This is a genomic window from Streptomyces sp. NPDC050211, assembly GCF_040656035.1.
GTDB lineage: Bacteria > Actinomycetota > Actinomycetes > Streptomycetales > Streptomycetaceae > Streptomyces.
The window spans coordinates 20963-36593 of sequence record NZ_JBFALC010000070.1; the positions used below are offsets into that span (position 1 = coordinate 20963).

At 69.9% G+C, this 15631-nt stretch carries 12 protein-coding genes; 7 read left to right on the forward strand and 5 right to left on the reverse strand.

Features of this window, described 5'->3' with window-relative positions:
- The first annotated feature begins 37 nt into the window (after positions 1–37).
- From AB0I98_RS41455 to AB0I98_RS41465, 3 genes are read left to right on the forward strand one after another with little or no spacing between them, the layout of a single operon-like run.
- Positions 38–1384 carry an NAD(P)/FAD-dependent oxidoreductase gene (locus AB0I98_RS41455; RefSeq protein ID WP_362950986.1) on the forward strand — a complete coding sequence of 449 codons (1347 nt, stop codon included), beginning with the start codon at positions 38–40 and terminating at the stop codon, positions 1382–1384.
- Positions 1381–2259, forward strand: a complete 879-nt coding sequence (locus AB0I98_RS41460; RefSeq protein WP_362950988.1) for an SDR family oxidoreductase — start codon at positions 1381–1383, stop codon at positions 2257–2259. Before AB0I98_RS41455 ends, AB0I98_RS41460 begins: the two co-directional genes overlap by 4 nt.
- Positions 2256–3686, forward strand: a complete 1431-nt coding sequence (locus tag AB0I98_RS41465; RefSeq protein WP_362950990.1) for an aldehyde dehydrogenase family protein — start codon at positions 2256–2258, stop codon at positions 3684–3686. The genes AB0I98_RS41460 and AB0I98_RS41465 overlap by 4 nt, the downstream gene beginning before the upstream one ends.
- 30 nt (positions 3687–3716) lie before the next feature.
- On the opposite strand, the gene AB0I98_RS41470 is transcribed toward AB0I98_RS41465, so the two are convergent.
- From AB0I98_RS41470 to AB0I98_RS41485, 4 genes are all read right to left on the reverse strand, one after another.
- Positions 3717–4778 carry an AraC family transcriptional regulator gene (locus tag AB0I98_RS41470; protein WP_362950992.1) on the reverse strand — a complete coding sequence of 354 codons (1062 nt, stop codon included), beginning with the start codon at positions 4776–4778 and terminating at the stop codon, positions 3717–3719.
- Positions 4779–4871: 93 nt separating this feature from the next.
- Complete coding sequence (locus tag AB0I98_RS41475; protein ID WP_362950994.1) at positions 4872–5990, reverse strand: histidine kinase; 1119 nt, start codon at positions 5988–5990, stop codon at positions 4872–4874.
- Positions 5987–6478, reverse strand: a complete 492-nt coding sequence (locus AB0I98_RS41480) for a response regulator transcription factor (protein WP_362950996.1) — start codon at positions 6476–6478, stop codon at positions 5987–5989. The genes AB0I98_RS41475 and AB0I98_RS41480 overlap by 4 nt, the downstream gene beginning before the upstream one ends.
- Positions 6479–6822: 344 nt before the next feature.
- Positions 6823–7608 (reverse strand): AraC family transcriptional regulator, encoded by a 786-nt coding sequence (locus AB0I98_RS41485; protein WP_362950998.1) that lies wholly within the window; start codon positions 7606–7608, stop codon positions 6823–6825.
- Between the two features lie 73 nt (positions 7609–7681).
- On the opposite strand from AB0I98_RS41485, the gene AB0I98_RS41490 reads away from it, so the two are divergent.
- The 4 genes from AB0I98_RS41490 to AB0I98_RS41505 all read left to right on the forward strand — a co-directional run bounded on the left by AB0I98_RS41490 (position 7682) and on the right by AB0I98_RS41505 (position 12887).
- Positions 7682–8524: a phytanoyl-CoA dioxygenase family protein gene (locus AB0I98_RS41490; protein WP_362951000.1), complete on the forward strand. Its 843-nt coding sequence runs from the start codon at positions 7682–7684 to the stop codon at positions 8522–8524.
- A complete protein-coding gene (locus AB0I98_RS41495; protein WP_328369038.1) occupies positions 8521–8796 on the forward strand; it encodes a hypothetical protein in 276 nt (91 codons plus the stop codon). The genes AB0I98_RS41490 and AB0I98_RS41495 overlap by 4 nt, the downstream gene beginning before the upstream one ends.
- Before the next feature lie 245 nt (positions 8797–9041).
- Positions 9042–10526, forward strand: coding sequence for an RICIN domain-containing protein (locus tag AB0I98_RS41500; RefSeq protein WP_362951024.1), 1485 nt, complete (start codon positions 9042–9044; stop codon positions 10524–10526).
- Between the two features lie 51 nt (positions 10527–10577).
- On the forward strand, positions 10578–12887 hold the full coding sequence (locus AB0I98_RS41505; protein ID WP_362951002.1) for a beta-L-arabinofuranosidase domain-containing protein: 2310 nt from the start codon (positions 10578–10580) through the stop codon (positions 12885–12887).
- Between the two features lie 12 nt (positions 12888–12899).
- Here the strand turns inward: AB0I98_RS41505 and AB0I98_RS41510 are convergent, their stop codons facing one another.
- A complete protein-coding gene (locus tag AB0I98_RS41510) occupies positions 12900–15377 on the reverse strand; it encodes a SpoIIE family protein phosphatase (RefSeq protein WP_362951004.1) in 2478 nt (825 codons plus the stop codon).
- Between the last annotated feature and the right edge of the window lie 254 nt (positions 15378–15631).

Genomic DNA, 15631 nt, shown 5'->3' on the forward strand with positions numbered 1-15631 from the left:
CCCACACCACATGAGATCGGGGAAAGGAGGCGGGCTGGTGAGTGAGAACCAGTACGACACCTGTGTGATCGGTGCCGGACCCGCAGGGCTTGCGGTCGCGAGGGCGCTGGCCGAGCGGGACCTGCCGTACACGCACATCGAGCGCCACACCGGACCGGGCGGGCTGTGGGACATCGACAACCCGGGCAGCCCGATGTACGAGTCGGCCCACTTCATCTCCAGCAAGTCGCTCTCCGGCTTCGGCGGCTATCCGATGCCGGACCACTTCGCCGACTACCCGCCGCACCGGCAGATCCTGTCCTATCTGACGGCGTTCGCCGAGGCATACGGGCTCAGGGACCGGATCGAGTTCGGCACCGAGGTCCGCGGCGTGGAGAAGATCCCGGACGGCACCTGGACGGTCACCCGGGCCGACGGCCGGGCCAGTAGACACCGGCAGGTCGTCGTGTGTACGGGGTCGCAGTGGCACCCCAACATCCCCGACCTGCCCGGTGACTTCACCGGCGAGATCCGCCACACGGTCACCTACCGCAGCGGCGCCGAACTGCGGGACAAGCGGGTGCTGGTGGTGGGTGCGGGGAACTCCGGGCTGGACATCGCCTGCGATGCGGCGCGGTTTGCCGACCGCGCGGCGATCAGCATGTGCCGCGGTTACTGGTTCATACCCAAGCACCTGTTCGGCCGGCCGGTGGACACCATCGCCGCGGGCGGCCCCCACCTTCCGATGTGGCTGCAACAGAAGCTCTTCGGCGGCCTGTTGCGTCTCCTCAATGGCGATCCGCGCAAGCTCGGTCTGCAAAAGCCCGACCACAAGCTGTTCGAGACCCACCCGGCCATCAACTCGCTGCTGATCCACCACCTCCAGCATGGGGACATCACGGCCAGGCCCGGCATCGCGCGCACCGAGGGCCGGACGGTGCACTTCACCGACGGCACCAGCGACGACTTCGACCTGATCCTGCTGGCCACGGGATACGTCCACAAAGTCCCCGTCGCGCAGAAGTACTTCGGCGACGAACAGCACCCCGACCTCTACCTGTCCTCCTTCTCCCGCGAGCACGAGGGCCTGTTCGGCGTCGGCTTCGTGGAGACCAACGCCGGCGCCTACCAACTGTTCGACAGCCAGGCCCAGTTGATCTCGTCCTTCATCCGGGACGCGCGGGCCGGGCTGCCGGCCGCCGAGCGCTTCGCCCGCATGATCCGGAGCGACCGGCCGGACCTGTCCGGCGGACTGAAGTTTGTCGACTCACCGCGCCACACCGGCTACGTCCACAGCGACGCCTTCGTGAAGTATCTCGGCAAGGTCGCCGGGGGAATGGGCTGGCGTACCGCGGGACTGCCCCCTCGGGCAACGTCCGTGCGACAGGAGGCGGTTGCGTCATGACGTACGACTTCCATGACAAGGTCATCCTGGTGACCGGCGGCGCCGGAGGCATCGGCGGCGCCCTGTGCCACCGCTTCGCCGCAGACGGTGCCCGTCTCGTCGTGGTCGACATCGACGAGGTGCGGGCCAAGCGGACCGCTGCCGATCTGCCCGGGAGTGGGCATGCCGGGCTGGGCTGCGACCTGCTGGACCGCGCGGCGGTGGAGCGGATGCTCGACGGCGTCGCGGCCACCCACGGCCGTATCGACGCCCTGGTGAACAACGTGGGCATGACCAGCTCCGAACGGTTCGACGTGCGCAGCGTGGAGAGCATCGAGCGGGAGATCGACCTCAACCTGGTCTCCCCGCTGGTCACCACCCGGCTCGCCGTCCCGCTGCTACGGGCCTCCGGCGATCCCCGGGTGATCACGACCGTGTCCCTCGGCGGGATCTTCCCGCTGGGCGAGACCCCCGTCTACACCTCCTCCAAGTTCGGGCTGCGGGGCGCGATGCTCGCCATCGGCCTTGACCTGCGGGACAAGGGCATCAAGGCCGGCTCGGTGCTGCCGTCGGCGACCGACACGCGGATGCTCCGCCAGGAGGCCGTCGAGGGCGGGAACTCCATGCAGTTCCAGGACGCGCCGCAGCAGCCGTCCGATGTCGTCCGGGCGGTCGTGAGCCTTCTGGACAAGCCGCGCCTGGAGGCCTACGTCAGGCCCGGTGAGTCCTGGCTGGTGCGGTTCGCGATGCTGGCGCCGAATCTGCTGCCCAGGCTCTTCCCGCTGTTCCGCAGGCGGGGGGAGCGGGGCATGGCCCGCTATCTGGAGGACCTGCGCCGCAGGGGGCTCGCCCGCCAGGTCGGCGGCGGCCGGTGGGAATTGGTGGAGGAAGCATGAGTGGGACGGACATCACGGATGTCGAGGGGACGCTCGACATCGTCAATCCCGCGACAGGTGAGCTGATCACGACCGTAGTGGCGGCGAGCGAGCAGGACGTCGTGCTGGCCGCCGAGCGGGCGCACAAGGTTTTCGTGAACGGCGTCTGGGCCGGCCGGCCCCCGCGGGAGCGGGCCGCTGTCCTGCTGCGCCTGGCCGGACTCATGGAGCGCGACGCCGAGTTCCTCGCCCGGCTGGACTGCGAGGACGCGGGCAAACCGATCACGGAGTGCCGTACTGGCGACGTGCCCGGGGCGATCGAGTCGATGCGCTGGTTCGCGGAGGCGGCCGACAAGGTCTTCGGCCGCATCGCCCCCACCGGCCACGAGAGCCTGGGCCTGGTGAGCCGGGAACCGGTCGGGGTGGCCGCCGCGATCCTGCCCTGGAACTACCCTCTGGCCATGGCCGCCTGGAAGGTCGGGCCCGCGCTCGCCGCGGGCAACTCCCTGCTGCTCAAGCCCGCTGAGGCCACCCCGCGCTCCACCCTGCACCTGGCCGCTCTGGCGGCCGAGGCGGGCCTGCCGGACGGCGTGCTCACCGTGCTGCCCGGCCACGGCACCGTCACCGGCACGGCGCTCGCCCGCAACCCTCTCGTGCGCGCACTGTCGTTCACCGGATCCACTGCCACGGGACGCCGCATCCTGGCCGACGCGGCGGAGACCAACTTCAAGCGGATCTCCTTGGAGATGGGCGGCAAGAGCCCCCAGCTCCTGATGCCGGACGCGCTCGCATACGGCGACGAACTCATCGACAACATGATCGAGGCCGCGTTCCTGACCATGGGGCAGAACTGCACCGCCGGCTCCCGCGTCCTGGTCCACCACAGCATCGCCGAGGAGGTGCTGGACCGGTTCACCGCCGCCGCGAGAAGCCTCACCATCGGCGATCCCGCCGACGCGCGCACCCAGGTGGGGCCGCTCATCAGCCGTGCGGCCTTCGACCGGGTCGCGGCGGCGGTGGACGCCGCCCGCTCCGCCGGAGCCCACATCCACACCGGTGGGCTGCCGCACGGTTTGCCGCCGCGCGGTGCCTACTACCCGCCCACCGTGATCAGCCGGGCCCCGGAGGGCAGCGACGTACTCACCAAGGAACTGTTCGGCCCCGTCGTCACCGTCCAGACCTTCACCTCGGAGGACGAAGCTGTGCGAATGGCGAACGCCACCGAGTACGGGCTCGCAGCCTCGGTGTGGACCCGCGACCTTGATACCGCGCTCCGGCTCGCGCGGGGGATCGAAGCCGGGGTGGTCTCCGTCAACGCGTACAGCGAAGGTGACATCACCACACCCTTCGGCGGGTGGAAGCAGTCGGGGTTCGGAGGCGCGGAGAAGTCCACCGATGCCTTCGCACAGTGGACCAGGGAGAAGACCGTCTGGATCCGCACGCGTTGACCGGACGGCCCGGGGCGCGTGGGCACTCCCTTACTGTTCCGCGGCCTCTCCGCGCAGCTGGGCCGGGGGCACCCCGTGCCAGCGGTGCACCGCCCGCCGCAGCGCTCGCACGTCGGAGAAGCCCGCCTGCCGGGCGATGTCACGCAGCGTCAGCTCGGGTCGGCGCAGCAGCTGCTCGACCCGCTCGCGGCGCACGCCGTCGACGACCGCCTCGTACGTCGTGCCGCACTCGGCCAGCCGACGGCGCAGCGTGCGCTCGCTGGACGCGTGCCGTCGGGCCTGTTCGACGAAGGACGGCGCGTCGGGCAGGCTCTGCGCGACGGAGATCTCCAGTACCTCCAGCAGGTCCTGCTGATCGCGCCTCGACGCCACCTGCTCCTCCAGGATTTCCACAACCGTGGTGTACGTGACCCGGTCGCGGCCCGGCATCGGCCGTCCGGCCCATGTCGTGGGGAACACCAAGCGGTTCCCCACGGCGCCGAACCGTACCGGGCAGCGGAACAGCTCGGTGAACGGCCCGGCGTCGGGTGGGGCGGGGAAGGCGAACTCGACGCTCCACGGGGCGAATTCCTCGCCGGAACTCAGCCGCGTGAGGGTGACGACGCTGCCGAACGCCTCCTCGGCCAGGAAGACCGCGACTGCCGGATCGAGGGCGGGATCGGGCAGTTCGGCCCGCAGCACATAGCCGGCTTCCTCCTGTCCCGCCGACCACACCACCATCGCCCCCGACAGGTTCTGGAAACGCACGCCCGTCCCGATGGCCTCCCGCAGCGTGTTTGCGGCCATCTGGGCGAACCCCAGGAGACCCCAGGAGGTCAGGTGCTGCGCGGCACCCACCCGCAGGCCCAGGTGAGGGTCACCGGTGAGTTCCAGCGCACGCCGGATGACGGCACTGCCCTGGCGGTAGGAGACCCACAGCGCCGCCGAGCGCATGAGCGCCTCGTCCAGCCCGACCCGGCTCAGCTCGGGCCGGAGGTCGACTCCGTACCCGTCGGTGACCGGGGTGAGGGAGCGCAGGATGTTCGGCGGGATGGTCGCCGAGGTGCTGCGGCTGGTCCCCGGCGACTCCGCCGGGGCGGGGCTGTCGGACATGGCGTTCCTTGTGGCCGGGCGTTGATCGCTGCGGACACAGTAGAAGGGTTCTCTCCCGAGGCCGCTCAGGAAGGGGTACGGGCTCTAGTCCGGTCAGTCCGCGCTGAGCGGAATCCGCAGCCGCACCCGATAGCCGCCCTCCACGGTCGGGTCCGCCTCCAGGGTGCCGTGCAGGATCTCGGCCCGTTCCCGCAGACCGACCAGGCCCTGCTGTGAACCGGGAAGGGACAGGGAGGGGCGCGTGGGCGGGCTGTTGGTGACCGTCACTCCGACGTCGTCGCCGTCCTGCCACAGCTCGACGCGGGCCGTGGCGCCGGGGGCGTGCTTGCGGGCGTTGGTCAAGGCCTCCTGGACCGTGCGGTAGACGGCCCGCTGGGCGGGTGTGCCCACGGCGGGCGGGAGCTCACCCGTCAGCTTCGCGTGAGTGCCGCTTGATTCCACCAGTTTGCGCAGGTCGGCCAGGGTCGGCTGCGGAGTCAGCTCCGTGGCGTGGCCGCCGGAGGCGCGCAGCAGCGTGACCATGGTGCGCAGTTCGTCGAGCGTGGTGACGCTCAGCGAGCGGATCGTGCGGGCGGCCTCTTTGGCGTCCGCCTCCTTGGTGGCGACCTGCAGGGCTCCTGCCCGTACGGCGATCAGGCTGACCTGGTGGGAGACCACGTCGTGCATCTCGCGGGCCAGTTGGGCGCGTTCGCGGGCGAGCACGGCCTGGGCGTGCAGTACCCGCTCGTGCTCCCTGGCCTCCTCCACCTCCGCCAGCCGCCGCGCCAAGTCCCGGTGCGCCTGGGCGAGTTGCCCGAAAAGGACCGGGGCGACAGCGGTCGCCAGGGCGTACACGAAGTCGATCAGCGTCATGGCCCGGACGACCTCGGTGAGGCCTGCCAAGGGCCACGGAACGCTGCTCACGACTGCGGACAGGGCGACACACACGGTGAGAAGAGGGCGGTTCCGCGAGCGTGCGGCCAGCGTGAACAGAGCCACGAGCGGAGCGACGGAGACATACTGCGTCAGCCCGACCGGCAGGGTGAGCAGGAAGACGCCGAGCGGGAACCTGCGCCGGAAAGCCAGCGCGGCACAGCCGAGCGCGGCCGGCGCGACGCCGCGTTGCGTGTCGTCCCACAGGATGGGCAGCGCGTCCAGGGCTGCCGCCACCACCACGACGATGTCGACGACCGGCGCGGGCACACGCTGCCACAGCTCGCGTGCGCGGCTCATCTGCCGGCCTCCGACCGCGGGCGCTCGTCCAGCAGCCCGGCCTGCCCCCGGCTCGTCACACGCAGCTTCGTCAGGATCGCGCTGACATGGTCCTTCACCGTGCCGGCACCCAGGTGGATGCGTGCCCCGATGCCGACGTTCGACAGCCCTTCGGCCACCACGACCAGAGCGTCGCGCTCGCGGGCAGCCTCCGCGTCGACAGCCGTCTCGGTGCCGGGGTGGCTGTGCATCGGCGTCCGCGACGCCTTGAGGGTCAGCACCACACCGCCCGGGGCCAACGTGCGGAACAACTGGGCGAGTTGGCCCGGTTCGGTGTCCTTGAGCAGGAAGGTCGCCGGCATCACCACCACGGGCGGATCCGGCATCGCCCGCAGCTCGCGCAGGACGGCATCGCCCCCGCTCGCCGACGCGACGACCTCGATGTCCTCGGACGGGCCCAGGATGTGTCCGAAGCCCAACCGGACCAGTGCCTCGTCGTCCACCACCACTACCCGCACCCCGGGTTCACGCGCGCTCCGCCTGACCTTCGTCCATGCCGTCCAGCCCTTGCCGCTCGACCCTAGAGCCCCGCAGATCCCCGGTGGCCCGGCGAGCGGCGCCTCCAGCCACTCGGCGGGGTATCACCCTCCGGTCGGCGGGGACACCGCAGCCTCCAGATCTCCCTGGGCCGTGGCGTCGAAGCGCGTGTTGCCGGCGATGTTCACGCGCGTTGATGCTCTCGAAGACCAGCTTGGCAGGCGCGTTCCGGAACGCGGTGGCCAGCTGTGTCCAGGAAGATCGAGCCGGAGTCTCGCCCCTAAGTGACCGCCGACATGCAGGAGGTTGCCGTCATTCACAGGCGAGGCACAGACACGGCCGCCGCCCGTACGTCACGCGGGCTCGCGCCGAGTTCACGGCGGCAGGCCTTGTTGAAGGCCTGGAGATCGGCGATGCCCACGGCCGCGGCGATGGCGGTGATGGAGAGGGTGGAGGACAGCAGGAGGTGGCGGGCGCGTTGCAGGCGTCGGTGCCGGATGTACGACACGACCGTGTGGCCGGTGTCGGCGCGGAACACGCGCGTCAGATGTGTGTGGGAGATGCCGACGGTGCGAGCGATGTCCGGTACGGACAACGGGCCGGCCAGGTGTTCCTCGACGTAGGCCTGCGCGGCGGCCACGAAGGGGTGGCTGCGGCCTGCTCCCTCGCCCCTCGGCAAATCGGCGATGCGCCACAGGGCGGTCCAGACCTCGGCCGTGGCTCGCGCGGGAGAAGTCGGCATGGCCGTCACGGCGCGGCGGAGCAGGTCGGCCAGGGGTGTGCTCTCGGCCGCGGCGTCCTGCATCACCGGTACCACCCGCGCGGTTCCGCCGTCGTGCAGCCGCAGATGGACGTAGAAATGCTCCGACCTGCCCCGGTAGTGAAAGTGCACCTCCGTGTTCGGCGGCACCAGACTGACGTGGCCGGGGCGTATGGGGTGGACGGACTGTCCGAGGGACAGCGCACCCTCGTAGTTGTAGAGGTGCAGCTGCCACAGGTCGGGCAGCCGGAAGACCTCGTGGGCGGTGGAGACACCGTGCACCCCGATGCCGGCACCGACCACGGTGGGCGCCTCGTCGAGTCGTACCGTCGCGTGCTTCACGAGGACGGAAAACTACCAGCACTGGACGATTTCAGCCCACGACCGATCCGGACCGGGCACGTACGTTCGTCGCATGTCAACCAGCACGTCAATTAACACAACAACCAGCAAGCAACTCCTGACATCGGTTCAGGTGGCGCGCTTCGTCGCGCAGGGATATCTGCGCCTGGACGGGGTGGTGCCCCAGGACATCAATGAACGGGCCATCGCGGCTTTGACCGAGGGCCTGCCGAGCGTGTCCTACGGCACTCCGCTGGGCGGGGCGTTCGCGAAGGACACCTTCGTCCACGAGCTGCTCGCCCTGCCGGTCGTCGCAGGCGCCGTCGAGAGCCTGGTCGGCCCCGACCCGACCGTCGACCACCACGCGGTTCATGTGCGCGAGCCGCACGAGGGACACGCGCAGCCGCTGCACGGCGACGCGATCATCGACGTACGGCCGGACGCGTTCGACATCCAGCTCATGTACTACCCGCACGAGGTGACCGCCGAGATGGGCGGCACGCTCAGTGTGCCCGGAAGCCATCTGCGCAGGATCAACGAGACGGACATCGGCCGCGTCCAGAACCTCAAGGGGCAGACCCGTCTGACCTGCCCGGCAGGCACGGTCGTTCTCGTGCACCACGGCATCTGGCACGGCGGCCGCCGCAACGACACCGCGAGCCGTCGCTACATGTACAAGATCCGCCTCAACCCGACCGTGCCGCAGGTGCGCCTGTGGGACACCTCCGACCTGCACGACCCTGCGGTGACCGCGGAATTCAACACGTCCTTCCCCTGGTACGAGTGGGCCACGGCCCGACTGGAGATCTACAACCGGGTCCTGCTGTGGCGGGCCCTGACCGGTGACGACTCGTTCGATGTCGAATACTGGGTCACGCGCGTCACCAACCGGCCGGCCCTGAGGAGTCACGCGTGAGGCAGCAGGTTCTGGTCCTCTATCTCGCGACGTCGGCGCTGGACTCCGACGTCGTGGGCTGGTCCCGATACGACGGGACCGGCCGGACCCGTCCGACAACCGGTGACAGCGACGAGCCGCCCTACTCCACAGGGCTCGCCGCGCTGCACGACGGGTGGCGCCTGTTCCAGGCCTCCCAACTCCTGCCGCCGCAGCCCGGTCACGAGTACGACGTCTCCTTCCTCAAGCACGAGTTCTTCTTCGAGAAGGTGGAGGACAGCGCTCGCCCCTGACCTGGCTCCGGGCCCTTGCTCCTGTTGCCAAGCGCTTCGACGGAACCCCTGCTGTTCGTCCGCCCGAACATCCAACAGATCGGCCTGAGACGCCATTTGGTCCGCACGGTTCTCTTCGAAGCGCTTCGACAATATGGTGTGCGCCGGAAGTGGGAGACCCGGTGAAGGGCATGTGTATGACATTCAGGGTTCCGTGGCGCAGATGCGGGAGGCGTACGGGCCTGCTCGCCGCGGTGACCGCCTTGATGGCGGCGCTGCTCACCGGACTTGGCGCCGCTGGGACGGCGCGGGCTGCCACTGTGGATACGAGCGCGTCGTATGTGCTGGTCAACCGTGGCAGCGGCAAGGCGCTCGACGTGGCGGGCGCGAGCACCGCTGACGGGGCCGTTCTGTCGCAGTGGGCCCGCCACGACGGGGCCAATCAGCGGTTCCAGTTCGTCGACTCGGGTGGCGGTTACTACCGGCTGAAGGCGCAGCACTCGGGCAAGGTGCTGGACGTCCTGAACAACTCCACCGCGGACCACGCGGACTTGGTGCAGTGGGGTGACGCCAACAGCGCCAACCAGCAGTTCCGGCTGGCCGATTCCTCGGACGGTTACGTCCGGCTGATCAGCCGCAGCAGCGGCAAGGCCGTCGAGGTCCAGAACGCCTCGACCGCGGACGGTGCCAAGGTCGTGCAGTTCACCGACTGGGGCGGCACCAACCAGCAGTGGCAACTGGTCCGCACCTCGGGAGTGCTGGCGCAGGTGCACACCGCGGGGCGGGTCAAGGACGCCGGAAACACGGTGCAGTACAGCTGGCCCGGCGTGTACTTCGAGGGCACTGTCAGGGGCACCGGCGTGGGCATCGTGCTCAATGACTCGGCCGCCGACTACGACGTCCAGATCGACGGAGCCACCGTCGCCACGCTCGTGACGCCCGGCAACACCACGCACTGGATCAACGGCCTGCAGGACCGCACGCACACCGTCCGGCTCGTCAAGCGCAACGACACCCCGGGCGACACCAGCACGTTCGGCGGCTTCGTCGCCGCGCCCGGCGGTGCCGTACTGAGCAAACCGGCTCCCCGCAGCCGACAGATCGAGTTCATCGGGGACTCCCTCACGGTGGGCTACGGCAACCTCTCGACCTCCCGCACCTGCACCTCGGACCAGCTCAAGCGGACCACCAACTCCGATGTGAGCTACGGCGCCCTCACCGCCCGGCAACTGAACGCCGACTACCAGATCAACGGCTACTCGGGCCTTGGCATGGTGCGCAACTACAACGGAGGCCGGCCGGACGTGACGTACCGGACCTTCTACGACCGTGCCCTGCTGAACGTGTCCGGCGACGTCTGGCAGAACCCGGGCACCTGGCGCCCCCAGGTCGTGGTGGTCAACCTCGGCACCAACGACTTCTCGACCGCCGTCAACCCCGGTGAGCCATGGACGCCCGACAGCCTCGCGGCCGGCTACCGCAGCGCCTACGGCGATTTCATCCAGAAGCTGCGTACGCGCTACGGGGGCGGGACGACCATCGTGGCAGTCGGTGCCGGCCAGTACGCCGGCCATGTCCAGCAGGTGGTCAAGGCACGCAACGACGCCGGGGACAGCGGCGTCCGCTACTGGTTCCTCGATGACTCGGGCCTGGACTTCCTCGGCTGCGACTGGCACTACTCGGCCCGTGACGACCGGCTCATCGCCGACCGGCTGACCTCGTTCATCGCCGGTCTGCCGACAGGCTGGTGACGGCACCGACCACCGTTCACCGCTCCCTCCCCCCACGGAAAGGGGTGCAAGATGTCTTCCTCCGTCAGCAGACGGCGCCTTCTGCAAGCAGCCGGGGCCACCGCCGTCGCCTCTGCCACCGGTTCCGTCATCGGCAGTTCTCCCGCCCGAGCGGCCACCATTCCCCCCGCACGAGCCGACATCGGGGTCTCCGCGCACCCCTTCGCGCTCGACCAGGTCCGGCTCACCGCGAGCCGGTGGCTGGACAACCAGAACCGTACGCGGAACTACCTGCGGTTCGTCGATGTCGACCGGCTGCTGTACAACTTCCGCGCCAATCACCGGCTGTCCACCAACGGCGCGGCCGTAAACGGCGGTTGGGACGCGCCGGACTTCCCCTTCCGCACCCACGCCCAAGGGCACTTCCTCACGGCATGGGCCCAGCTGTACGCCGTGACCGGGGACACCACCTGCCGGGACAAGGCGACCCACATGGTCGCCGAGCTGGCCAAATGCCAGGCCAACAACAGCGCCGCCGGGTTCAGCGCCGGGTACCTCTCCGGCTACCCCGAGTCCGACTTCACCGCGCTCGAACAGCGGACCCTGAGCAACGGCAACGTGCCGTACTACACCATCCACAAGACCCTCGTCGGCCTGCTGGACGTATGGCGCCACATCGGCAGCACCCAAGCCCGTGACGTGCTGCTTGCCCTCGCGGGATGGGTCGACTGGCGTACCGGCCGGCTGAGTGGCCAGCAGATGCAGGCCATGCTGCAAACCGAGTTCGGCGGCATGAACACCGTGCTGACCGATCTCTACCAGCAGACGGGCGACGCGCGGTGGCTCACCGTCGCCCGGCGGTTCGACCACGCCGCGGTGTTCGACCCGCTGGCGTCCAACCAGGACCGGCTGGGCGGACTGCACGCCAACACCCAGGTACCCAAGTGGATCGGGGCCGCCCGGGAGTACAAGGCCACCGGCACCACCCGCTACCGGGACATCGCCACCAACGCCTGGAACATCTGCGTCAGCACGCACACCTATGCCATCGGCGGCAACAGCCAGGCGGAGCATTTCCGCGCCCCGAACGCCATCGCCGGCTACCTGAACCAGGACACCTGCGAAAGCTGCAACACCTTCAACATGCTCACCCTCACCCGGGAGTTGTTCGCGCTGGACCCGAACCGGGCCGCGCTCTTCGACTACTACGAGCGGGCATGGCTGAACCAGATGATCGGCCAGCAGAACCCGGCCGACGACCACGGCCACGTCACCTACTTCACCCCGCTCAACCCGGGAGGCCGACGCGGTGTGGGCCCGGCGTGGGGCGGCGGCACCTGGAGCACCGACTACGGCACCTTCTGGTGCTGTCAGGGCACGGGCCTGGAGATGCACACCAGGCTGATGGACTCCATCTACTTCCGCAGCGACAACACCCTGATCGTGAACCTGTTCGTGCCCTCGGTGCTCAATTGGTCGGAGCGGGGAATCACGGTCACCCAGACCACGTCGTACCCGAACAGCGACACCACGACCCTGCACGTCACCGGCAACGTCAGCGGAACCTGGGCGATGCGCATCCGCATCCCGGCCTGGACCACCGGGGCCACCATCAGCGTCAACGGCACGGCGCAGAACATCGCCACCACACCCGGCAGTTACGCCACCTTGACCCGCTCCTGGACCTCCGGCGACACGGTCACCGTCCGCCTGCCCATGCGGATCGTCATGCGAGCGGCCAACGACAACGCGAACGTCGCCGCGATCACCTACGGCCCGGTGGTCCTGTCCGGGAACTACGGCAACTCCTCGCTCAGCTCCCTTCCCTCGCTGAACACGTCCTCGATCACACGGACCAGTGGCAGTTCACTCGCCTTCACCGCCACCGCGAATGGCTCCACCGTCAACCTGGGCCCGTTCCACGACGCGCACGGCCACAACTACACCGTCTACTGGAACACCGGCGGCACCGTCCGTCTCGCCAACGTGGGCAGCGGTCTCGTGCTGGGCATCCAGGACATGTCCACGGCCGACGGTGGCCGCGCGCTGCAGTGGAACGACTCGGGCACCGCCGACCACAACTGGCACATGATCACCGACGGAAACGCGGTCCGCTTCCGCAATGCCCACAGCGGCAAGGTGCTCGGCGTCCAGGACATGTCCACGGCTGACAACGCGACCGTCCTGCAGTGGTCGGACACCGGCACCGCCGACCACAGATGGACGCTGCTGGACCAGGGAGACGGGACCTACAAGATCCGCAACGCGCACAGCGGCAAGCTGCTCGCCATCGCGAACAACTCCACCGCTGTCGGCGCGTTCGCGGTCCAGGACTCGGACAATGGCACCGCCGACAACCGGTGGCGCATCGTGAGGGACTAGCGTCTTGAGGGACTAGGGGAGGGTCTGCGCGCACCAGATCGTCTTGCCGTTGGTGGTGTGCCGGGTGCCCCACCCCTGGGTGAGCTGGGCGACGAGCAACAGGCCCCGGCCACCCTCGTCGAAGGCGCGGGCCCGGCGCAGGTGCGGAGCGGTGTTGCTGGCGTCGGAGACCTCGCAGATCAGCGACGTATCGCGAATCAGCCGCAGCCTGATCGGCGGCTCGCCGTATCTGATGGCGTTGGTGACCAGCTCGCTGACGACCAGTTCGGTGACGAATGACGCCTCCTCCAGGCCCCAGGCGTCCACCTGGTCGACGGCGAACTTTCTGGCGCGCGGCACCTGCGCGGGGTCTGGCTCCACGTCCCAGTCGGCGACGTGGTGGGGATCCAGTGCGTGCGTACGAGCGAGCAGCAGGGCGGCGTCGTCAGTGCGGCGTTCGGGGAGCATGGCGTCCATCACCGTGTCGCACAGGGCCTCCAGTGAGGTGGCCGAGTGGTTCAGGACCCGCCGCAGTTCGGCGATCCCCTCGTCGACGTCGCGCTCGCGGCTCTGCACCACTCCGTCGGTGTAGAGCGCGAGCAGGCTGCCCTCGGGCAGTTCGAGCTCGGTGGCCTCGAAGGGCAGCCCACCGATGCCGAGCGGAGGTCCCGGCTGTGCGGGCACCGGAGTCCTGGTGCCGTCGGGGGAGATGATCAGCGGCAGGGGATGGCCGGCGCTCGCCAGCGTGAAGCGGCGGGAGACCGGGTCGTAGACGGTGTACAGGCAGGTGGCCCCGGACTCGCCGGTCGGCTGGAAGTGGCCGGCCGACTGGAGGTCGCTGGCGAGGTGGAGGACCAGGTCGTCCAGGTGGGTCAGCAACTCGTCCGGCGGCAGGTCGACGTCGGCGAGGGTGCGGACCGCCGTGCGCAGCCGGCCCATGCCGGCCGAGGCGTGCAGGCCGTGGCCGACGACATCGCCGACGACCAGGGCGACCCGGGCGCCGGACAGCGGTATGACGTCGAACCAGTCGCCGCCCACTTCCGCGCCGGTCCCGCCGGGCAGGTAGCGGAATGCCACGTCGACTGCCTCCTGGTTCGGCAGGCCCTGCGGCAGCAGGCTGCGTTGCAGGGTCAGCGCGGTCGTGCGCTCGCGCGAGTACCGGCGGGCGTTGTCGATGGCGACGGCTGCCTTGGCGGTCAGCTCTTCGGCGAGGATCAGGTCGTCGGCGGTGAAGGCCTCGGGCCGGTCGCGGCGGGAGAAGGCGACGACGCCGAGCAGCGCGCCGCGCGCCCGGAGCGGCACGGTGATCCGGCCGGTCAGTCCCTCCGCGGCGATGGACCCGTCGATCACCGGGTTGCCCGGTGGCCAGTGTGCCGGGTCGGCGGCGAGCCCGGGCCCGAAGGCCCATTCGCCGCCCTCGCCGGGCTCAGCGGCGAGCTCGACCGTGGACCTGCCGGTGGCCATGGAGCGGGCGGCCACGGAACCGGGAGTGTGGCTGACCGGAATCGTGGGCCCGTCAGACCGGTCGCCGTCCTCCCTCGCGCTGTGCCGGGCGGCACGGCTGAGCGCGATGGTCTCGCCGGGGGTGAACGGGAACGCGGAGGGCGGTTCCTCGCCGCGCAGCACCTCGTCGAAGAGATCCACGGTGACGAGGTCGACGAATCCCGGCACGGGGGTCCTGGCCAGTTCCTGGGCGGTGCCGATCACGTCGAGTGTCCGGCCGATGCCGCGGGTGGCCTCGTTGAGGAGGAGCAGGCGCTGCCGAGCCCAGTACTCGGCGCTCATGTCGAATCCCCAGTTGGCGACCGCGCGGACCCTGCCCTCCCCGTCCCGGACGGGCCAGATGCTGGTGGCCCAGGCGTTGGCGTAGTTGCTGCCGAGCGGGCGGAAGACGGTGATGAGACGCGCGGGCTCGCCCGTCCTCGCCACTTCGGCGACCTTGTCGGTGTAGGGCTTGTCGTCCCTTTCGGGAAACATCTCGCGGTCGTATTCGGGCAACACCTCGCGGTACTTCTTGCCGAGCACCTGCTCCTCGGAGTGCGCGATCACCCGGCCCGAGGAGGCGTTGATCCACAGGAACCGCAGCTCAGGGTCGTAGACGCCCAGAGCGAAGGGGGACTGCTCGAAGGCCCGGTCGGCGATCACCGGGCGGCGTCCCCAGCGCTGGACGGTCACCACGTGACCCAGCGCCCGCCCCTCGGGACCGAACAGCGGGTGAGCCGTCACCACGGCGTCCACCGTGGAACCGTCCCGGTGGCGCAGGGGGATGAACCCCGTGGGGTCGGGGCCGGCGCCGTAGCCCTCGGGGAAGCCGGGTGGCGGGGGCTCGACCAGCAGATCGGTCACGGGGCGGCCGACGGTGTCCTCCGCCGTCCAGCCCAGCAGCAGCCGACCCCCCTCGCTCCAGCCGCTCACCGTGCCGTCCGGGTCCACCACGACAACGGCAGTGGGCGCGTCCTGTTTGCCGGCCATCTCCACGCGCCCCGCCTCCGTCCGGACGGCCCTGCCCATCAAGGCTGGTTTCCAGCGGCTGCTTCCAGCCTAGATCGGCCCCCGCTGCACGGCGCTCCGGCCGGAGCGTTCGGGGTGCCAGGTGCCGGAGCAACTGGGGCTGGGGCTGGGGCCGCCGTGCAACGCGATCCGGCCAGGTGCCCGCCGGGGGGGGGGGCAGGGCGGCAGGGGGGAGGGGCACCGGTGTCGGGGACCCGGGCGGGGGGCCAAGAAGGGGCGCGGCGGGTGCCGGGAGTGTTGGTGTGGCGGAAGGG